This window comes from Exiguobacterium sp. PHA03, assembly GCF_041945985.1.
Taxonomy (GTDB): Bacteria; Bacillota; Bacilli; order Exiguobacteriales; family Exiguobacteriaceae; genus Exiguobacterium_A.
Window position 1 is genome coordinate 1285280 of sequence record NZ_JAUTYQ010000001.1, and the last position, 21433, is coordinate 1306712.

At 49.1% G+C, this 21433-nt stretch carries 19 protein-coding genes and 1 pseudogene; 3 read left to right on the forward strand and 17 right to left on the reverse strand.

Annotated elements, in window-relative coordinates; genetic code table 11:
* Positions 1-3: 3 nt before the first annotated feature.
* From priA to gmk, 4 genes are read right to left on the reverse strand one after another with little or no spacing between them, the layout of a single operon-like run.
* Positions 4-2328, reverse strand: coding sequence for a primosomal protein N' (priA, locus tag Q7C19_RS06905; protein ID WP_375091901.1), 2325 nt, complete (start codon positions 2326-2328; stop codon positions 4-6).
* A complete protein-coding gene (coaBC, locus tag Q7C19_RS06910; RefSeq protein ID WP_035406877.1) occupies positions 2325-3515 on the reverse strand; it encodes a bifunctional phosphopantothenoylcysteine decarboxylase/phosphopantothenate--cysteine ligase CoaBC in 1191 nt (396 codons plus the stop codon). Before coaBC ends, priA begins: the two co-directional genes overlap by 4 nt.
* A 56-nt stretch (positions 3516-3571) precedes the next feature.
* Positions 3572-3775 (reverse strand): DNA-directed RNA polymerase subunit omega, encoded by a 204-nt coding sequence (rpoZ, locus tag Q7C19_RS06915; protein ID WP_029342114.1) that lies wholly within the window; start codon positions 3773-3775, stop codon positions 3572-3574.
* Between the two features lies 1 nt (position 3776).
* Positions 3777-4394, reverse strand: coding sequence for a guanylate kinase (gene gmk, locus Q7C19_RS06920; protein WP_174316772.1), 618 nt, complete (start codon positions 4392-4394; stop codon positions 3777-3779).
* Between the two features lie 169 nt (positions 4395-4563).
* Here gmk and Q7C19_RS06925 point away from each other — a divergent pair, with 169 nt between their 5' ends.
* Entirely contained in the window at positions 4564-6255 is a 1692-nt protein-coding gene (locus Q7C19_RS06925; protein WP_035406875.1) for an Rqc2 family fibronectin-binding protein, read from the forward strand.
* A gap of 63 nt (positions 6256-6318) precedes the next feature.
* Here the strand turns inward: Q7C19_RS06925 and Q7C19_RS06930 are convergent, their stop codons facing one another.
* From Q7C19_RS06930 to Q7C19_RS06945, 4 genes are all read right to left on the reverse strand, one after another.
* The gene (locus Q7C19_RS06930) at positions 6319-7230 is read right to left on the reverse strand and encodes an FUSC family protein (protein WP_375091902.1); all 912 of its coding nucleotides are present in this window, start codon (positions 7228-7230) and stop codon (positions 6319-6321) included.
* Positions 7227-8129, reverse strand: coding sequence for a DUF4097 family beta strand repeat-containing protein (locus Q7C19_RS06935; RefSeq protein ID WP_035406868.1), 903 nt, complete (start codon positions 8127-8129; stop codon positions 7227-7229). The genes Q7C19_RS06930 and Q7C19_RS06935 overlap by 4 nt, the downstream gene beginning before the upstream one ends.
* Positions 8130-8333: 204 nt before the next feature.
* The gene (locus Q7C19_RS06940; RefSeq protein WP_035406865.1) at positions 8334-9023 is read right to left on the reverse strand and encodes a metal-dependent hydrolase; all 690 of its coding nucleotides are present in this window, start codon (positions 9021-9023) and stop codon (positions 8334-8336) included.
* Positions 9024-9042: 19 nt separating this feature from the next.
* Positions 9043-9213 carry a winged helix-turn-helix transcriptional regulator gene (locus tag Q7C19_RS06945; protein WP_329468785.1) on the reverse strand — a complete coding sequence of 57 codons (171 nt, stop codon included), beginning with the start codon at positions 9211-9213 and terminating at the stop codon, positions 9043-9045.
* 246 nt (positions 9214-9459) lie between these two features.
* On the opposite strand from Q7C19_RS06945, the pseudogene Q7C19_RS06950 reads away from it, so the two are divergent.
* A pseudogene (locus tag Q7C19_RS06950) lies at positions 9460-9922 on the forward strand (VOC family protein).
* Between the two features lie 29 nt (positions 9923-9951).
* Positions 9952-10923: a zinc-binding dehydrogenase gene (locus Q7C19_RS06955; RefSeq protein ID WP_035406862.1), complete on the forward strand. Its 972-nt coding sequence runs from the start codon at positions 9952-9954 to the stop codon at positions 10921-10923.
* Positions 10924-11034: 111 nt separating this feature from the next.
* On the opposite strand, the gene Q7C19_RS06960 is transcribed toward Q7C19_RS06955, so the two are convergent.
* From Q7C19_RS06960 to Q7C19_RS07000, 9 genes are all read right to left on the reverse strand, one after another.
* On the reverse strand, positions 11035-11844 hold the full coding sequence (locus Q7C19_RS06960; protein WP_035406859.1) for a GNAT family N-acetyltransferase: 810 nt from the start codon (positions 11842-11844) through the stop codon (positions 11035-11037).
* 81 nt (positions 11845-11925) lie between these two features.
* The gene (gene pyrE / locus Q7C19_RS06965; protein WP_369792029.1) at positions 11926-12567 is read right to left on the reverse strand and encodes an orotate phosphoribosyltransferase; all 642 of its coding nucleotides are present in this window, start codon (positions 12565-12567) and stop codon (positions 11926-11928) included.
* The gene (gene pyrF, locus Q7C19_RS06970) at positions 12555-13256 is read right to left on the reverse strand and encodes an orotidine-5'-phosphate decarboxylase (RefSeq protein WP_375091903.1); all 702 of its coding nucleotides are present in this window, start codon (positions 13254-13256) and stop codon (positions 12555-12557) included. Before pyrF ends, pyrE begins: the two co-directional genes overlap by 13 nt.
* Entirely contained in the window at positions 13231-14160 is a 930-nt protein-coding gene (locus Q7C19_RS06975) for a dihydroorotate dehydrogenase (protein WP_056062795.1), read from the reverse strand. Before Q7C19_RS06975 ends, pyrF begins: the two co-directional genes overlap by 26 nt.
* Positions 14160-14891: an iron-sulfur cluster-binding protein gene (locus Q7C19_RS06980; protein WP_290775278.1), complete on the reverse strand. Its 732-nt coding sequence runs from the start codon at positions 14889-14891 to the stop codon at positions 14160-14162. Before Q7C19_RS06980 ends, Q7C19_RS06975 begins: the two co-directional genes overlap by 1 nt.
* The gene (carB, locus tag Q7C19_RS06985; RefSeq protein ID WP_375091904.1) at positions 14888-18097 is read right to left on the reverse strand and encodes a carbamoyl-phosphate synthase large subunit; all 3210 of its coding nucleotides are present in this window, start codon (positions 18095-18097) and stop codon (positions 14888-14890) included. Before carB ends, Q7C19_RS06980 begins: the two co-directional genes overlap by 4 nt.
* On the reverse strand, positions 18090-19178 hold the full coding sequence (locus Q7C19_RS06990) for a carbamoyl phosphate synthase small subunit (RefSeq protein ID WP_056062324.1): 1089 nt from the start codon (positions 19176-19178) through the stop codon (positions 18090-18092). Before Q7C19_RS06990 ends, carB begins: the two co-directional genes overlap by 8 nt.
* Entirely contained in the window at positions 19171-20442 is a 1272-nt protein-coding gene (locus Q7C19_RS06995) for a dihydroorotase (RefSeq protein ID WP_375091905.1), read from the reverse strand. The genes Q7C19_RS06990 and Q7C19_RS06995 overlap by 8 nt, the downstream gene beginning before the upstream one ends.
* Positions 20426-21361 carry an aspartate carbamoyltransferase catalytic subunit gene (locus Q7C19_RS07000; RefSeq protein ID WP_290775280.1) on the reverse strand — a complete coding sequence of 312 codons (936 nt, stop codon included), beginning with the start codon at positions 21359-21361 and terminating at the stop codon, positions 20426-20428. The genes Q7C19_RS06995 and Q7C19_RS07000 overlap by 17 nt, the downstream gene beginning before the upstream one ends.
* Between the last annotated feature and the right edge of the window lie 72 nt (positions 21362-21433).

Here is a 21433-nt window from a genome sequence, read left to right on the forward strand (position 1 = left end):
ACCTCACATGAATACAAATGGATTCAAGTCAATCGCGACTTGTGTTTTTGATTTTTGACGACGGGATAAGATATCACGGAGATGTGTCCGGACATCCTCCTGTCCTTTATGTTTAATTAAGACCTGTTGCCGGTACATATTTTTGAGTCGAGCGAGTGGTGCATCAAACGGTCCATTGACGACTAAATCCTCAGATTCAAAGGCACGAAGCTCGGAAGCGATTTGCTGCGCTTCTGCTTGTGCTTCGAGCGGATGCGCTGCTGAAACTGTAATCAGACCAAGGAACCAAAATGGTGGATGCCCACCGAGCTTTCGCAATTGCATCTCTCGCTTATAAAACGTTTCGAAATCATGCTGTTTGGCCGTTTGAATGACGTAATGCTCCGGGTTGTAGGTCTGGATAATTGACTGACCAGCGAGTTGACCCCGTCCGGCACGACCCGACACTTGGGTGATCAACTGAAACGTGCGCTCACTTGCTCGAAAATCCGGAATACCAAGCGTCGCATCGGCAGCAATCACTCCGACGAGTGTAACGTTCGGAAAGTCGAGACCTTTTGCGATCATCTGTGTTCCGAGCAGAATGTTTCCTTCCTTGCGTTCAAAGGCATCGAGTAATTTCTCATGCGCACCTTTACGCGACGTCGTATCCTGATCCATCCGGATGATTCGCGCCTCCGGAATCAAGTGTGCCAATTCTTCCTCAATCTTTTGCGTACCCGTTCCGAACTGACGAATTTTCGTCGATTCACAGGACGGACAAGTTTTCGGCATTGCGGCTTCAAACCCACAGTAGTGGCATTTCAAGCGATCTTCATGTTGGTGATAGGTTAAATTCACGGCACAATGCGGACATTGTAGCGTCTCCCCGCAATCCCGACATAAGACGAAGGTCGTATATCCGCGACGGTTCAGGAGTAAGACGGTTTGTTCCCCACGTTCGATGCGTTCTTTGATGCCTTCGACTAGCGCGAGGCTGAACGGCGTACGATTGCCCCGTTCGAGTTCCTTACGCATATCAACGATGTCGACTGGAGGCAGTTCCCCACCGAATCGTTCACGAAGCGGTAAGTAACGATAAACCCCTTTTTGTGCCCGTGCATACGTCTCGAGTAACGGTGTTGCACTTCCGAGCACGACGGGACAACGATGATAGGCTGCCCGCCATTTTGCGACATCACGCGTATGATAGCGCGGATTCTCTTCTTGTTTATAGGTTGTTTCATGTTCTTCATCGAGAATGATGATTCCGATATTCGTCAGCGGCGCAAACACGGCGGACCGTGCACCGACGACGACATCGACCTCGCCTTGAGCGATTTTGCGCCACTCATCATACTTTTCTCCGAGCGATAGACCGCTATGCAGGACAGCGACCCGTTCTCCGAAACGACGTTTGAACCGTTTGACCATCATCGGTGTCAGACTGATTTCAGGGACGAGCAAGATCGCTTGTCTACCGCGTTCGAGTTGTGCATGAATCGATTCAAGATAAACTTCCGTCTTACCGCTTCCTGTTACGCCATGTAACAAAAACGTTCCGGTCTCAGCTTCAGCCGTAATCGCCAAGACTGCTTCCTGTTGCTTTTCCGTCAAAGAGGACGGCACAAAGATGTCTTGGACGAGATGTTCGTAAGGATTTCGCCGTACATCGATCGTCTCGACTTGAATGATGCTCTTTTTCTCGAGAGCGTTCAACGTCGCGCTCGTTGCGCCCGTTGCCTGCTTGACTTCACTCCAAAGCGCATCCGGAAATTCTTGAATATACGAGTAAAGTGCCGCTTGTTGGCTCGCTTGTTTCGTAAAAGTTGCCTGTTCCTCTAGGAGACGAATACGTTTATCCGTCTTTGACGTCTTTTTCTCGCGAATGACCGGTTGAAGCGTCACGTCAGCTTGTTTCGCCGCTGTTAAGACGATTTGTTGGACTTCCGTTGGCAATTGACTCATTTTCTTGCCATGATATGCCCGAAGTGGGCCCGACTCGACTATGACCAGTTTATCATAACTCACCTTTAAGGCAGCCGGCAGCATCGCAAGCAATGCCGTCGCTTGAAAACACAAAGTCGTTTCCGATAGATACGCCGATAACTCGAGTAATTCCTGTGTATAGGTCGGGGTCTCATCTAAGACACGGACGATCGATTTGACGTTCGTCAAATCAGAGGTTTCTTTCGTTCCGACGACGATCCCAAGCAACGCCCGTGGACCGAACGGAACCTCTACGCGCATTCCGGGAACAATCAGCTCCTGCCAGAGTTCCGGCACGGCATAATCAAAAGGACGATCGACCGTTGCTGCTGCGACGTCAACGATGACTTCGGCTATCATGCCAATGCCTCCGCGAATTGGCGCATGAGCGATTTGGCGAGCGTCGATTTCAATTGTTGATCGTATCGCGTGACGGAATCGTTCTTTCCAAAAACGACGACTTCATTTTCATCACTGACGAATCCGATATCAGATCGTGACACATCGTTCGCGACAATGAAATCGGCTTTCTTTCGGACGAGTTTTTGTTTAGCGAACGTCTCGACATCCGTCGTCTCAGCCGCAAATCCGACTAATAGCTGATGTTGTTTCTGCTCACCAAGCGTCTTCAGAATATCGGTCGTCTCTTCGAGTTCAATTCGAAGTGGTCCGTGGATTTTTTTCTGCTTCTGATCGTACTGGATAGACGGTCGATAGTCAGCTACGGCAGCTGACATGATGACGATGTCTTGCGTTTCATAATCACGTAACATGGCTTCAAGCATCTCTTCTCCTGATTCAACAGCAATCGTCGCTATCCCGGTCGGTAATCCGATCCGAAGTGGTCCATGGACGAGCGTGACATCGGCACCTGCGTCTCTTGCCGCTTCTGCTAGCGCAATTCCTGTCTTTCCGGAAGAATCATTCGTCAAGTAACGAACCGGATCAATCCGTTCCACGGTCGGTCCCGCACTGATCAAGACTTTTCGTCCGGCTAGATACTTCTCTTCAAAGAACGTTGAGAGTGTTGCGACTAAGTCTTCCGGTTCAGGTAAACGACCTTTCCCGACCCAACCACATGCGAGATTTCCGACTCCCGGTGCAATCACCTGGACACCGTCCTGCTTCAGTTGTTCGATGTTGCGGACTGTCGCCGGATGTTCGAGCATGTTGACATTCATCGCTGGTGCGACGATGACGGGACATGTCGCTGCAAGGATCGTCGTCGTGATGAAATCATCCGCGATCCCGTGCGCGAGTTTTGCAATTAAATTCGCGGTCGCTGGTGCGACGACGATCAGGTCCGCTTCGTCCGCTAAATCGATATGGGCGATCTTTGACGGATCATGCTCGATGAAGACGTCATCATAGACCGCTTTTCGCGTCAGTGCTTCAAACGTCGTCTTACCGACGAATTGTTGCGCATTACGCGTCATCGCGACTTGAACGTGTGCGCCTGCTTGAACAAGCTTTGAAGCGAGTGCTGCTGATTTGTAGGAAGCGATTCCACCGCCGACACACAGTAGAATGTTTCGGTTGGTTAACATGTAGGTGTCCTCCTTATTGAAAAAAACAGCCACGATGACAAGTGGCTGCTTCAAAATTAGTCTTGCGGTTGGTTCGTGACGGATACTTCTTCGAAATAAAGCTCTTCTAAAGCTTTCCCGACCGGTTTATGCGATTTTGGGTTCGTGACTTTCACGCGTTTCCCGTCTTGGATTTGACGCGCACGCTTAGCGGCAACTGTAACGATTGTATATTTCGACGGTACTTTCTTTTGAAGCTTATCAACTGATGGATATAACATATCACTTAACCTCCATGGCTTTTTTATATAGGGACGCGACACGTTCCCGACTGCAATGTTCCGCTGTGACGATCGCTTGGATCCGGTCACAGGCTTTATGAATTTCGTCGTTCGTCACGACATAGTCATAGGCATCCATCATCTCGATCTCTTCCTTAGCGACGAGAAGACGTTGCTTAATGACTTCCTCCGATTCCGTTCCACGCCCTACGAGGCGGTTCCGTAATTCTTGGAGGCTTGGAGGTGCAAGGAATAAGAAGACAGCTTCCGGAAAATGTTCTTTGACCTGCATGGCCCCTTGAACTTCGATTTCGAGAATGACGTCTTTTCCTTCATCTAGGATCTGGTTCACCCATTCGACAGGTGTTCCATAGTAGTTCCCTACGAATTCAGCATATTCCAAGAGTTGATTGTTCGCAATCATCTCTTCGAATTCTTCACGCGATTTAAAGAAATAGTGGACACCATCTACTTCTCCTTCACGCGGTTGGCGCGTCGTACAGGATACCGAGTAATGCAGATCGTTATCCTGATCTTCGCGCAAGGCACGACAGACCGTTCCCTTTCCGACACCACTTGGACCAGATAATACGAGTAATAAGCCACGCTCTTTGAAAATCACTTCAAAAACCCCTCCATCTCACAAACTTCACATTGTTTCATATTAGCAGTAGAGATAGGAAGTTCGCAAGTCATCTTTTTTAGCTCGACTGCTTTATCATACCATAACGATGCCATTTCTGTTACCTTTAGAAAGTGAGAACGAAATCAAGAAAGAAGGTAATCGTATGGCTTTTGACGGATTGATGACGACACGCGTCGTCAAAGAACTCCAACCGCTCGTCGGAGGACGGATCAATAAGGTATACCAACCATATACATTGGATTTAGTATTCCAGGTCCGGGCCGAGCGAAAAAACGTATTGTTGCTCGCCTCTGCGAATGCCATGTATGCACGGATGCACATTACGTCGGAAGCGGTCAGCAACCCGAGTGAACCCCCACTCTTCTGTATGATGCTTCGCAAGCATGTCGAAGGCGGATTCATCGAATCGATCGAACAACTCGAACGCGACCGGATCATTGTCTTACGTGTCCGTTCCCGCAACGAACTTGGCGATGAGGAAGCGAAAAAAATCTATGTCGAGTTGATGGGACGACACTCGAACATCATTTTGACCGATGGACAAGATAAGATCCTCGATGCGATCAAACACTTACCACTCAGTCAAAATACATTCCGGACGATCATGCCAGGGATGACCTATCAACTTCCACCAGCACAGGATAAAGTGGATCCACTCACAGGAGATATCGAAAAGGCACTCCACCGAATCGACTGGAACGCTGGGAAACTGGATCGCCAGTTACTTGGTCTCTTCAGTGGTCTGTCTCCACAAATTGCTAAGGAAGTCGTCACGCGGGCAGGTCTTGCGAACCGGACGAATCTTGCTACCGCTTTCCAGGACGTCTTAAAAGAACTAAACGGTCCTTATGTATTGCAACGGATGGAAGGCGGCAAGGAACGCTTTGCACCGGTCCGCTTAACGGAAGGTTCAATCATTGACGAAAAGACGTTCGCGACGAGTGGTCAAGTCCTCGACGCATTCTTCCATCAAAAAGCAAACCGCGATCGTGTCAAACAACAAGCGGCCGATCTCGAACGGTTCATCAAGAGTGAGTACGATAAGAATATCTTAAAGCGCTCAAAACTCGAAAAAGATTTAGAAGCGACGTTACGAATGGATGAATGGAAGCATAAAGGAGAACTGCTGACGACTTATCTCTATCAGCTCGAACGCGGGATGAAGGAAGCAACCGTCGTCGATTACTATGATCCAGACGGTGCTGAAATCACGATCTCGCTTGATCCCCGCTTCTCGCCAAACGAGAACGCACAGCGTTATTACAAACGGTATAACAAATTAAAAACCGCCAAAGTCGAAGTAGCGCGCCAGCTTGAGAAGAACCAAGCCGAGATTGCGTACTTCGAAGGTTTGCTTGCCCAACTCGATGTCGCATCCCCGGAAGATATCCGGGAAATGCGCGAGGAACTCGTCGAAGAAGGTTATCTGCGCGAACGACAAAAGAAGAAAAAGAAACCACAACTCCCACAACTCGAAGAATATCGTTCTTCGACCGGCCTTCCATTCTTCGTCGGAAAGAACAATAAACAAAATGATTACGCGACGTTCAAGTTTGGACGTCGGTCCGATACGTGGTTACACACGAAGGATATCCCAGGATCGCACGTCATCATACAAAGTGATGCACCGGATGAGACAACGTTAAAAGAAGCAGCGATTGTTGCCGCCTACTACTCGAAAGCACGTGAATCGAGCCAAGTCCCGGTCGATTTTACGGAGTTACGATATGTCAAAAAACCGAGTGGTGCAAAACCCGGCTTCGTCATCTATACGGATCAAACGACACTTTACGTCACACCTGATCCAGATGTCGTCCAATCCTTACGTCAATGACGCTACACAAAAAAGCGCTGTTTTTCCTAAATATCACTTAGGAGATACAGCGCTTTTTCATCTTCACTTCATTTTTTCTAACTGTTCCCGGTAATCGAGCAAATGCCCATGGATGATATCCTTCGCCTCGCTTAATTCTTGATCGAATGAGAACATCGCTTGTTTTCGTTCGTGGGAGAAGATGACATCGTAATGATGGCTGAGTAAGAAATCAATTTCCTGGCCGAGCGTCTTTTCCTGTTCTTCTGTCATCGGGATATCCTGATGACTGGCAATGCTTTCAAGCAAGACGAGCAACTTGTCTTCAAGATCGACAAGCTCCTTCAGTCGGATGAACGCTTCACTTTGACCGCTTGCCATCAATGGATATTTTTGATCTTCTTGAAGCATCAACATCATTTCTTCATGTTTGAGAATTTGTTTCCGAACGGCAAGCAGCCTCGTATCATCTTGCACAAGACTCCGCCAATCTTCCATCAACTGTTGCGTCGTTTTTTTGACAAGCAAGAGTAAACGATCCTCATAATGTGGCGGGAAGACGATGTAATTGATGAGGACAGCAGATAACACACCGACGACAGTCAACAACGAACGTGATAATGCATAGTGGACGTAGTCGGCGGTCGGACTCTCGAACATCAACACGATGGCAAAGGCCGCGAACGTCGACATATCCGTTCTTCCAATCATCGAATTAAGGACGAGCGAGACAATTACGGCGAGTCCAATCGTCAGCGGATTCGCCCCAAGTGTCGCAACAATCGCAAGACCACACATTAATCCAAGTACTGTTCCGAAAATCCGGTTGAAGACGATTTTAAACGACCGATGAATCGTCGGTTGCATGGCAACAATTGCTGCGACAGCCCCCATTCCCGAATAAATATCGAACACATACCAGGAGATACTAAGCGCAAGAGCTACCGCGATACCGGTCTTGACCGTTCGTAGTCCAATCCGAAACTTTAATTTCACTCGAGCGTCACCTGCCCGACTTCACTATTGACTGTCACTTCCGGTTTTTCTTGTTTCGACAGTTCATAAATTGTCTCATCCTTATTCTTTTGTTTCGTATATCGGTCAGAGGCTTTAATATCGCCTCCTGTGTCAATCGTAATCGTACCGGCTGATTTATTTGGTTTTAGCTTCGTCGCGCCGTCAATCGTTGTGACGTCGAGACTCAACTTCGCCACATATTCCGCAAGAGAAACACTTTCACCTGTCACTTGCGCATGGACGGCATCCATCTCTTTAATGGAAATCGCACGTGTTGCATTCAGTGTAATCTCATCACCTTTTACTTTATCGAGACTCATCGCTTCTCCGTCCATCTCGATCGTTTTTGCGTAGATGCCCATTCCTTTAAGTGTTCCAGCATCGACATCGACACGGTTCATATAACTCGGTAGTCCCACTTGAATCGTATAGTCTGCTGTTTTTTCGCTCGGACGATTGCCGAGTCGAGACAGCCAACCATCTCGTCCTGTCACCGTTACCGTATTCGTCGATGTACTGATTTTCAGTCGTTTTCCACTCGATGCACTATCGACGAGTTTGATTTGGACGTTTCCGTCTGTGCTTCGAACGAATTGTACCGTTGCGTGCGGCGCCTCGATGGCGAGAGACTTATAGCGATTCGTCGTCTTGAATGTTTCGCCGCGCGATAACAATTCCGTTGAGACGAGCAATGTAATCGAATAGATGACGACAAGTCCGAGAACGACACCACCGTATAAATAAAGCGGTCGCTTCACTGGTCCTTTTTCTCCAATGCGGTTCAACCGTGCATCCATCTTTTGTTTTTGTTTATTTTTTAAGCGTGTGAACGACGATTGTTTTCGTTTCCGCACACTCCTACTGTTATGCTCTTCCATGTCAGTCCCTCCATCTCATGTCTACCATTATTCCGAATATCTGAATCGGCTGTCAACAGCCCCTTCTTATCATAGAAGAAGTTCACCGTTTCGCCATCGGGCGGAAGAAGGAAGCGTAATCGGATGAACTACAGATATTCCAGAAGAATAATCGACAAAAAGGAGAGGAACCTTGACGTTTCCTCTCCTTTGCTTAAGAACGGATTATAATTCGAGTGACTCGCCGATCGCGAGTAAATGACCAGTTTGACCTTGCGCTTCAATTTGTTCACAGAATGCATTCGCATCTTGTTTGATTAAATCAAATGTATCGTAGTGGATCGGTACGACTGCTTTCGCTTGCAACATATCTGCAGCGATCAACGCATCATCCGGACCCATCGTGAAGTTATCACCAATTGGTAAGAAGGCCAAATCGATTTCGTGATGGGCGCCATAAAGGGCTAAATCCCCGAACAGTGCCGTATCGCCTGCGTGATAGATTTCTTTGCCTTCGATTGTCAGCAAGAATCCAGCCGGCATCCCCATATACGTAATGGTTTGTTTCTCTTCATCGATGATGCTTGATGAATGGAATGCCTGTGTCATCTTTACTTTACCAAACGAGAATTCAAACTGTCCGCCAAGGTTCATCGGGTGGACATTCAATCCTTTGAAGCTTAAATACGTTGCCAACTCATGCGTAGCGATGATCGTCGCCCCCGTTGCTTTTGCGATCCGCTCTGCATCAAGCATATGATCGGCATGCGCATGCGTCAAAAGAATGAAGTCCGCCTTGACGTCATCGGGATTCGTCGTCGCTTTATCGTTACCACTAAAGAAGGGATCGATGACGAGATGGTGACCATTCGTTTCAATCGTTACTGTTGACTGTCCATGATAAGTTAGCTTCATCTAGTTCACTGCCTCTCGATTAGGATTCGGATAATTGATTCCCTTCCCCCCATGCACATAAACCTTTCATGACCGGTTGTAGTGTAAATGACGCCTCTGTCAATTTGTATTCGACGTGCAGAACGGCTTCATCATACTCAATCTGCTCAATTATTTTGAGTCGTTCAAGTTCCTTCAACTGATCAGTCAAGACTTTCCGAGAAATCCCGGGAATGGCACGTTGTAACTTAAAAATTTTTCGTATCTTTCTCTAACGTGCAATATAATTGTGAACGCCATTTTCCGCCGATGATGGCGAGCTCCCGATTGACCGGAAATTGTCCAGTCGACATGTTGTTCTCTCCCCCAGAGTCGTTACTTCAAAGTGCGTACTATGCAATGGAGTGTAGCGCAGGTTAAAGTATGCTTAAATCATTTTGCAAAAAGAGTGTTAGACATGACGTATCCATATAATTTTTCGCACATCGGTCTTTCCGTGCCGAATCTCGACGAAGCTGTTCGTTTTTATCAAGAGATGAAGGACTGGTATATTATCATGGAACCATTTGATGTCCTCGAAGATGATTCTACCATCGGTGTCATGTACACAGACGTCTTTGGTACATGATGGGACAAGTTCCGGATCGCCCACATGGCGTCAGACGATCGCATCGACATCGAGTTGTTTGAATTCCCGAACGATGAACAATCCGAGAGTAATTGCGAATTCCTGAAACAGGTATCTTGCATTATACGGTTCAAGGCCCAGATGTCGAAGGGTTCGTCGAAAAAATCGTCCTCACGGCGGTAAACAACGGATGTCGATCTGCGAATACTATCCAGGAGACAAACCTTACCGGATAGTCTACTGTGAGGATCCATTTGGTAATCTCGTCGAAATTTACTCTCACTCATATTAACTCACGTATTCGAAAGGAGCTTATTAAACATGAAAGCATGGTTAAACCACTCAGGTACAGCCATTGATCAATGGACATTCGAAGAGGTCAAGACACCGACGCCAGGAGAAGGACAAGCCTTGATTCGCGTCAAGACGGTCGCACTGAATCCCGTCGACTATAAGGCAACCAAAAATCCAGCTTGGACGTTCCCGCATATTCCGGGCGTTGACCTAGCGGGTGTCGTCGAACAAATCGGACCCGGCGCAGAAGTGAAAATCGGCGATCGTGTAGCGATTCATACGAACCTGCAACGCGATGGTGCTTTTGCTGAATACGTACTTGTTGATACACGTGCTCTTGCCCCGATTCCAGAAGACGTCTCATTCGCTGAAGCCGCTGCGATTCTTTGCGCAGGCATGACAGCTTATGAAGCGATCGTCCAAAAGATGAATACGACAGGTAAAGAGACGATTCTCATCCATGCTGGTGCAGGTGGTGTGGGTGGCATCGGCATTCAACTCGCAAAACGCCTGGGTCTTAAGGTCGCGACGACTGCTTCGACGGAAAACCATGAGTGGGTCAAGCGACTCGGTGCCGATCTTGCCATCGACTACAAAAAAGAAAATGTAACCGAGGTCATTCGCGATTGGACGAATGATCGCGGCGCTGACTTGATTTTCAATACGGTCGGTCGAAATGAAGCAACAGCAGATCTCGGACGTCTTGCCTTCTCGGGTCAACTCGCCTTCATCGCCGGCGGTCCTGATCAATCGGTCGTCAAGCCGTTCACGCTCTCCCCTTCGATCCATGAAGTAGCACTTGCGGCTGCTTATGCAAGCGAAGATGACCGCGCGATCCGAAACCTTGGTCATATGGCAAGTGAATTATTACAACTGGTCGCAACGAAAGAACTCGATCCACTCGTCACAGAGGAGATTCCAGCAGCGGACATCGTCAAAGGATTACAACGTCTATCTGAACGTCACGTCCGTGGTAAAATCATCGCTAAATTTAACTAATACTTGCCGCGGCACAAAACAGCCGACTGTCCTTAGATAATAGGACGGTCGGCTGCTGTCGTACTCTATTTTTTAATTCCTGAACGTTGACTGAAAAAGCATCAGCCATGTTCACCGGTAGCGTTCTTGTTTTTTGATATGTAAGGATCGTCCGACTAACTCGAAACCGACATGCTGATAGATTTTATTCGCTGTCTGGTTCGACCAATCGGTATAGAGCGTCACGACCGGATAAGACTGTAGGAGGTGTTCAGATAGTTTTGCGACAAGATAAGAAGCATATCCATTCCCACGTAGTTTTTTCGGCGTATAGACGTAAGAAATCGTAATCCCAGTTTGCGTGGGACGTGTCGCTGCCGCCATCGCGACGAGCGTATTTCCGCTAAACAATCCGAACAAGCTTCCTTGCTGAATGTGTCGCGTCATTGACTGATGGAGTTGCGTAAGCTGTCGATCAGATGGACGCGTTTCGACCTCATATAAAAATCCGGACGCAAATTCTAAGGCTTGTTGTCCTTCATCGTTCGAAACCGGTCGGAAGACGACGTTCTCCGGAACATGTGGCATCTCGACCTTCGTCAATGCATACATCCCTTGTTCCATATGTACCTCATACATGGAATGTGGGAGTAAAAGCGGCGCTAAGATGGCCTGTTCTCCGACGAATCCTGGACTATCCAGAATTCGCGCAAGCTTTCGAATCCCTTCTTGCGAGAACATATCCCCTGCGACGATGACTTGCTCCGGTATCGTTTGCAATATGACGAGACGATGATCGCCTTCTTGTGCCGTTGCCATCAAGAGCGGTTCATCCCCACGTTCTAATATACCTAGAATCAACTGATGCGTATCTGGACGTTCAAGCAGAAACGGGAGGACGACCATTTTGAATTGTTCATAATCACGATAATGCGTCACCATAGTCGACGACCTCCTTTATTTCTATAGTGTACCAAATCATGCACTAGAAATCGTAGGTCGTCCGACGGAATCTATCTGTTTTTACACGTTTGCGGTAAAACGTTCGCTCCAAGCAACTGGGTCCTTCGACCAATCTGCCAATTGTTCCTGTTCTTCTACCGTGATATCCCCTTGTTGTTGTGCCGTTTCGAGTAACGCTTCGAACGTCAGTAATGCATCCGCGTCAATCTTCGCGTCTCGGAGATTGTTCTTCAAGCGTTCCATCCCGTAAGAGAAAATCGCTTGAATCCGAATGACGTTCGCTCCCTTTGCTTGGAGTGCTTCCGCTGCCTCGATCGCAGACATCCCCGTTGATAATAAGTCTTCGATGACGACGACGCGTTGGCCTGGTTGAATAACACCTTCGATTTGATTACCTTTCCCGTGTTTCTTACTGCCACTACGCACGTAGACCATCGGTAACCCTAATCGTTCCGCGACGAATGCCGCGTGAGGAATACCTGCTGTCGCTGTTCCGGCAACGACTTCGATTCCTAAATCCTTCACTTTCTCAGCGAGGGCATCGGCAATCAAAGAGCGGACTTTTGGGTACGAAAGTGTCAACCGATTATCGCAATAGATCGGAGAACGGAGCCCACTCGCCCACGTATACGGATCGTTTGGAGATAACGTGACGGCTTTGATACGGAGTAATGCATTTGCAATTGGATTTACCATGATAATTGCCCCTTCCATTCTTCGAGTAACGCCTGATAGACCTGTTCTGGTTGTTTGGCACGTGTAATCGGGCGACCAATTACTAAATCCGTCGCTCCATTTCGACGCGCATCAAGAACGGTCGCGACTCGCTTTTGATCATCTGCTTCATTACTAGAAGGACGAATACCTGGTGTGACAAAACGGAAGCCCGTTCGGCAAACTTCGATTAGTTCAGGAAGATCGAGCGCCGAACAGACGATACCATCTAGTCCGGCTGCTTCTGCCAGTTGCGCATACTCACGAACGACTGCTGGCATCGCTCCTTCAACCTTTAAGTCGCGTAACATCGCTTCATCCGTCGATGTCAACTGCGTCACGCCGATTAGTTGTGTCTTAGCATTCGTTTCACGAAGTCCTTCTCGCGCTGCGATCATCATCTCTTTCCCACCGGCAACATGGACGTTCGTCAATTCAACACCTAATTGCCCGATGATGCGCATCGTCCGGCGCGCCGTCTCTGGAATGTCATGGACTTTGACATCGAGGAATACAGCGTGCCCACGCTCGACGAGTTTTTGGACGAACGATCCCCCTGCAGCATAAAATAATTCCATCCCAACTTTTACGGCTGGTCGTGTCTCTTCGAACTGTTCGAGGAACGAAAACGCTTCTGCTTCGGTCGGAAAATCAAGCGCGATGTAAAGTTGATTCATATGCTTTCCCCCTGATGTCTAAAATATGGTCGATGCCGAGTTCATCCATGCGATCCGGTAACTGCTGGATTAATTCTTGACAGATGTATGGATTGACGAAGTTTGCGGTACCGACGGCAACAGCGGAAGCCCCAGCGTATATCATTTCTAAGACGTCATCGACTTCCATCACGCCACCCATCCCGATAATAGGAATCGAGACAGCTTGTGCGACATCATGAATCATCCGAATCGCGACTGGCTTGATGGATGGACCGGATAATCCACCAATCCGGTTGGCAAGGATTGGCTGTCCCGTTCGGACATCGATTCGCATCCCAACGAGTGTGTTGATCATCGTCAGCCCGTCTGCACCTGCTGCTTCGACGGCACGTGCCATCTCGACGATTGAAGTGACATTCGGTGAAAGCTTAACGTAAACCGGTTTGGTCGAGACCTGTTTGACTCGACGCGTTAATTCAGCGGCAAGCAACGGATCCGTTCCGAACTGGATTCCACCTGATTTGACGTTCGGACAGGAGATATTTAATTCCAATGCATGAATGCCAGGGTGACGGCTCATTTTTTCTGCGACAAGCTCATACTCTTCTGGTGTCGATCCGGCGACATTCGCAATGATTGCTGTATCAAACGTCTCAAGGAACGGTAGTTTTTTCGTTAAGATACCATCGACACCCGGATTTTGGAGACCGATTGCATTCAACATCCCCATTCCACTCTCCGCGACACGCGGCGTCGGATTTCCGTAACGTTCTTCGCCCGTCGCTGCTTTAATCATGATTGCCCCAAGCTCTGATAGATCATATAACTTCGCGTATTCCTCACCGAATCCAAAACATCCAGATGCCGGCATGATCGGGTTTTTCAAGGAAAGTCCCGGCAACTCGACACGTAATCGTTCCATCATAATACGACCTCCTCTGCCCGAAAGACTGGACCATCGGAACAAGTCTTGACGTACCCGCCTGTTGGTGTTTTACAGACACAGGCAAAACAAGCACCGATGCCACACCCCATTCGATTTTCGATGGAGAGATACTTATGCTCAATCGGTTGTTGCTGGAGTGACCGCAACATCGGCTCTGGTCCGCAAGCGAGTAACACATCATAGCTTTCCGGATGTAAGGCAACCGTAACGAACCCTTTCATTCCATGCGTTCCATCAACCGTCGTGACCGTCGTCTTACCAAGCGCTTGGAATTCCGCTTCGTAAAAGACACTCGTTGCCGTATCAAATCCTAGAATCGCTTCACACGTCACACCACGCGCGACAAGTTGGCGCATCGTCTCATACAGTGGTGGTACCCCAATCCCTCCACCAACGAGAACGACCCGTTGATCTCGGTTGATGGCGTCGATCGGAAAACCGTTTCCGAGTGGTCCGAGGGCATCGATTTTGTCGTCGGGACGCAAGGAAGCTAGTTCTGCTGTCCCTTGCCCGATTTCTTTAAAGAGAAACGTAATCAGATCACGATCGACCCGAGCAATCGAGATCGGTCGGCGTAAGAGTGGACCGACGCGTAGATGCATGAATCGCCCCGGTGCAATGTCCTGCGGTTGCTCGAGGCGACAGACGAGTTCTGTCGCGCCTTGAGCTACCGTTCGTCGAGAGACGACCGTCAAGAGTTGCTTCATTGGATCACCACTTTCTTTTCGTGTGTGAAGGCTTGAATCGCACTCGCTTCGAACGAGCGACTCTCGATGACGCGTAGAATCGCTTCCGCCGTATCGAGTGATGTTAGACAAACGACTTGATTCTCCGCTGCTGCCCGTCGAATGATGAAGCCGTCTTTCGTGACTTGTGAGTCACGACTCATCGTATTGATGACGTATTCGATCTCCCCTTTTTCAATCACGTCGAGCATCGATTCGGAAGACGAGTCGATTTTGCCGACCGTCTGGACCGGTAATCCTTGCTCCGTCAAGTACGCTGCCGTTCCTTCCGTCGCAAGCAACGTGAATCCAAGTGAGGCAAAGCGTCGTGCGAGATCCGTCATTTCTGCTTTGTCCGGGTCTGCGACCGTCAAGAGAACACGACCGTGTTCTGGAATCGCCATCCCAGAAGCAAGCAATCCTTTGTAGAGTGCTTTTTCAAGTGTTCGGTCTGTTCCGATGACTTCTCCGGTCGATTTCATTTCCGGTCCGAGCGTCGGGTCGACTTCTTTAAGCTTCGCAAACGAGAAGACCGGTACTTTGACCGAGACGAGCGATTCTTCCGGTAGGACACCACTTGTTAACCCGTAAGAAGCGAGCGTTTCACCGAGAATGATGTCCGTCGCGAGCCGCGCGACCGGAAGTCCCGTCACTTTCGAGATGAATGGCACCGTCCGGCTGGCACGCGGATTGACTTCAAGAACATAGAGTGCGCCGTCCGCATAGACGAACTGGATGTTGAGCAATCCTTTGATTCCGAATGCTTTGGCGATTCGTGTCGTGTAGTCGACGATCCGGTCCTTGATGTCTTGGGAGACACGTTGTGGCGGATAAACTCCAATCGAGTCACCTGAGTGAACACCGGCACGTTCGATATGCTCCATGATGCCTGGAATGACGACATCTGTTCCATCACAGATCGCGTCGACTTCGAGTTCGATTCCTGTCAGGTAACGGTCGACGAGGACCGGTCGTTCCGGTGAGGCGATGACCGCGTGTTTCATGTAATGTTCCAGTTCTTCTTGTGCATAGACGATTTCCATTGCCCGACCGCCGAGGACATACGATGGACGAACGAGGACCGGGTAACCGAGTGACGCTGCTGCCGTGACCGCTTCTTCGACCGTGACGGCCGTTTTACCTGGTGGCTGTGGAATGTCGAGCGCCGTTAACGCTGCTTCGAACTGTTTTCGGTCCTCTGCCCGGTCTAAATCCTCAAGCGATGTCCCGAGGATTTTTACACCTTCTGCTGCTAATGACTCAGCTAAGTTGATTGCTGTCTGGCCACCGAACTGGACGATGACACCGAGCGGACGTTCATTTCGGATGACTTCGAGGACATCCTCCGTCGTTAATGGTTCAAAGTAGAGTCGATCGGAAATCGAGAAGTCGGTCGACACGGTTTCCGGATTGTTGTTGACGATAATTGCTTCATAGCCAGCTTGACGAATCGCTTGAATCGAATGGACTGTCGCATAGTCGAACTCGACTCCTTGACCAATCCGGATCGGACCCGATCCTAAGACGAGGATCGAAGAACGATTCGTCGCGATTGCCTCATTTTCGCGTTCGTATGTTCCATAGTAGTACGGTGTATCAGAAGCGAACTCTGCCGCACACGTATCGACCATTTTATACACTGGATGAATCGCTTGCGCTTCACGCATCCGGCGAATCTCTGTTTCCGTTTGTCCTGTGATCCGGGCGAGCATTGGGTCACTGAATCCATACCGCTTCACATGAAGTAGCAGTTCAGGTGTCAAACCGGTAGCGACCGATTGCTCAAGTTGCCAAATGTGCTGTAGCTTTTCGAGGAATAAGCGATCAATTGCCGTCCAAACATGAATCTGTTCGACACTATAGCCGCGGACAAAACCAGCGTATAAGGCGAAAAGTCGATCATCTGTCGCCTGGCGAATCGCTTGTTGCAAAGCATCATCTGCCATTTCGATGAAGCGTGGCATGTACAAATCCGCTGTACCGATTTCAAGCGAACGAACGGCTTTCAGTAATGCCTCTTCCATCGTCCGCCCCATTGCCATAACCTCACCGGTCGCCTTCATCTGTGTCCCGAGCGTCCGATCTGCCGTTTCGAATTTATCGAACGGCCAGCGCGGAATTTTGGCGACAACATAATCGAGTGCCGGTTCGAACGAAGCAAAGCTCGTCTCGGTGATCGGGTTCTTTAATTCAGATAAGGCATACCCGACGGCAATCTTTGCAGCAAGTTTTGCGATCGGATAACCGGTCGCTTTTGAAGCAAGTGCGGACGAGCGGGAAACACGTGGATTGACTTCGATGACATAGTAGTCAAAGCTCGTCGGATCCAGCGCGAACTGGATGTTACATCCACCTTCGATACCGAGTGCGCGAATGATATCGAGCGAGACGTTACGTAGCAGTTGATAATCGCGATCCGATAACGTTTGCGTCGGAGCAAAGACGATCGAGTCTCCGGTATGAACACCGACCGGATCGAAGTTTTCCATCGCACAGACGATGATGGCTTGGTTCGTTGCATCACGCATGACTTCAAATTCGACCTCTTTCATCCCAGCAATTGATTTTTCAAGGAGTACTTGTGTTGCCGGACTTGCCTTGAGTCCCCCTTCGACGATTCGCGTGAACTCTTCCGGTGTATGGGCGATTCCACCACCCGTTCCTCCGAGTGTATATGCTGGACGGATGATGATTGGTAGACCAATCTGTTGTCGGAATTGTTGTGCTTCTTCGAGCGAATGCACGATTTCACTATCCGGTACGCCATGTCCGCGTCTAAACATCAGTTGACGGAACAAATCACGATCTTCTGCCTCTTCGATTGCTGATAATTTCGTTCCGAGCAACTCGACATTGTATTCAGCTAGGACACCAAGACGATCTAGTTCAACAGCCAAGTTCAGACCCGTCTGACCGCCAAGTGTCGCAAGTAAGGCGTCTGGTCGTTCCTTCCGGATGATCCGCGAAACGAACTCTGCTTGAAGAGGCTCGATGTAGACACGATCAGCAACTGTTGGATCTGTCATGATTGTCGCTGGATTCGAGTTGACGAGGATGACTTCATATCCTTCTTCCTTTAAGGCTTGACACGCTTGTGTTCCTGCGTAGTCGAATTCAGCGGCTTGTCCGATTACGATTGGACCGGACCCGATAACGAGAATCTTCTGGATATCTTGACGTTTAGGCATGAGAGACCTCCTGTTGTTTCGTGATTTCTTCTAAAAACTGTTGGAATAGACCGTTCGCATCCATTGGACCGGGTGATGCTTCCGGATGATACTGGACGGAGAAGACGGATGCTGACGTATGACGGATGCCTTCGACCGTTCCATCGTTGATTGCGAGATGCGTTACTTCAAGCACTGTATGTTGCAATGATTGTTCATCGACGGCATATCCATGGTTTTGCGACGTGATGTCGACGCGACCTGTCCGGATATCTTGGACGGGATGATTCGCACCCCGGTGACCGAATGGCAGTTTGAACGTATCTGCGCCATGTGCTAGTGCGATCAACTGGTGCCCAAGACAAATTCCGAAGATGACGACTTTCCCTGTCAATTCTTGAATCAGCGGAATCGCTGTCGGGACATCCTTTGGGTTCCCTGGTCCGTTCGACAGCATCACACCGTCTGGACGATAGCGTAAGACTTCCGTTGCGCTCACGTCGTATGGTACGACGACAACTTCACAGCCGCGTTTGACAAGTTCGCGGACGATTCCGAGCTTCGCTCCGAAGTCGACGAGAACGATTCGTGGTCCAGCTCCTGGGATGATATACGCCCGTTCCGTTGAAGCACGTTTGACTTGATCCGTCTCGATTGGTGCATCTTGCAGGTGGCTTAATTCCTCTTCTAGGTCGAACTCTCCATCAACGAGTCGGCCGCGCATGACGCCTTTCGAGCGGATATGTCGTGTTAACTGTCGCGTATCGATTCCACTTAATCCTGGAATATCAAGATCTCGAAGAGCTGCATCGAGCGACATCTCACTGCGGAAGTTCGACGGTGTTTGGCAATGTTCGCGGACAATCAATGCTTTAGCGAGTGGACGCGTCGTTTCATAGTCTTCTCGATTGACTCCGTAATTGCCGATCAACGGATTCGTCAGCACGATCATCTGATCACAGTAAGATGGATCCGATAGCATCTCTTGATAACCAGTCATTCCGGTTTGGAAGACGACCTCTCCTGTTGTTGTCGTGTCCGATCCAAACGCCGTTCCTTCAAACGTCATACCATCCTCTAACACCAGTGTCCGTTTACGCATGTGCTATGTCCTCCTTGAATACGATTTCTCCCTTGACGAGCGTCATGACCGGGAATCCTTTTAACCGTTCTCCTGCGAACGGTGTGTTCTTACCTTTTGAACGGAACCGTTCCGGTGAAACCGTCCGCTCCGTCTCTAGATCAAGCAGGACTAAGTCTGCTTCCGCCCCCACTTCGAGTTTGCCGTAAGGTAGTTCAAAAATCGCTGCTGCCTTGTCCGTCAAATTCCGAATCAGTGTCTCAAGTGTCATCTTGCCTTCAGCGACAAGCTTCGTATAGAGGAGCGGGAATGCTGTCTCGAATCCTGTGATGCCAAACGGGGCGCGTTCGATACCGAGTGCCTTCTCTTCTGTTGCATGAGGAGCGTGATCCGTTGCGATGCAATCAATCGTTCCGTCTGCTAATCCTTCGAGCAATGCTTGGCGATCTGCCTCACTCCGCAGTGGTGGATTCATTTTAAAGTTCGGATCCTGATTCGATATGTCTTCATCGATCAATACAAGATGGTGCGGTGTGACTTCTGCTGTCACTCGGATCCCTGCTCGTTTGGCGTCACGAATGACGCGAACGGATTCTTTCGTCGAGACATGACAGACGTGATAATGACAGCCGGTTTCTTCTGCAATCAGGACATCACGTGCGATGTGGATACTCTCAGCAAGCGATGGAATACCTTGCAAACCTTCCAGTCGACTGTAGTTTCCTTCGTGCACACATCCTGCTTTTAACGAATCATCTTCGCAGTGGGCAACAATCGTCTTCCCGAGCCGTGCTGCTTGTTGCATTGCCATTCGCATGACGGCTGCCGTCTGGACCCCGACACCATCATCCGTGAATGCCACGGCATCCGTTAATTGATCGAACGCGACGAGTTCTTGTCCGAGTTGATTTTTTGAAATCGCCGCGTAAGGCAAAACCCGGACAGATGCCGTCTCTTCAATCTTTTGGAACAATGCATCAAGTGTTTGACGATCGTCCGGTACGGGACGCGTATTCGGCATCGGACAAATCGTCGTAAATCCACCAGCTGCCGCAGCTGCCGTACCTGTCGCAATTGTCTCCTTATGTTCGCCGCCCGGTTCCCGCAGGTGGACATGGATGTCGACGAATCCTGGTGCAACGAATAATCCGGAAGCATCAATGACCGTTTCCCCAACTTGCGGTATTGCTGCTAAGTCCGTGATTTTTCCAGCTTCGATTCGAATATCCCCTGTTCGAACTTGTCCAGCCTCGTACCATCTCGCATTTTCAATTCGTGTTGTCATCTGCATCGTCTCCTTTGATTGTTTTCATCGAAAAGCACCATTCCAGAATCGCCATTCGCGCAAAGACACCATTTTTCATCTGTTCAAAAATCCGCGATTGCGGGTGTTCGACGAGTTCGTCGGCAATCTCGACTCCGCGATTGACCGGTGCCGGATGTAGGACGATCGCTGAAGGTTTCAGTCGATTCATCCGCTCATGCGTCAATCCATGTGTGACGTGATAGACATCTGGATCAAACCGTGTCGTTCCGTCATGCCGTTCGTGCTGGACTCGAAGCAACATCAAGATGTCACACTGTTCAACTGCTTCGTCCATTGAAAGATACGGTATTCCCATCGCTTCGTCATACCATTCGCGTGGCCCTGATCCATAGACGATGGCGCCAAGTCGTTTTAAGATATCGGCATTCGACCGAGCGACACGACTATGTTGTAAATCCCCACAGATGACGACTACTTTTCCTACAATCGTTCCAAACGTCTCGACCATTGTCATCAAATCAAGCAAGGACTGCGATGGATGCTGTCCGCTCCCGTCTCCTGCATTGATGATCGGAATATCGAGTGTCTGCATCAATTCTTCATAATAACCGGTGTCACCGTGACGAATGACCAATCCATCGGCGCCAATCGCTTCGAGTGTTTTGCACGTATCGTGTAACGTCTCCCCTTTTTGCACGGATGACGTCGCTGTTTCAAACGGCAGTAGATGCATGTTCAAACGATGCTCTGCCATTTCAAAGGAAGAGCGTGTCCGCGTCGAGTTTTCAAAAAACAGATTGACGAGTGTCTTGTCGGAAAAGTCTGGTGCCGGTTCGCCTTGTTTAAAAGCGAGACTACGTTCAATCAACGAATTGATCTCCGTTATGGATAAGCTTTCTAAATTGACGAAATGTCGGGTTTGCAAGATCGTTTTCATGTATTTCACTCCTTCAGGTCATGAAAAAGGCGCACCTTCTAAGTGAAGGTGCGCCGAAAGAAGACAGAGGAG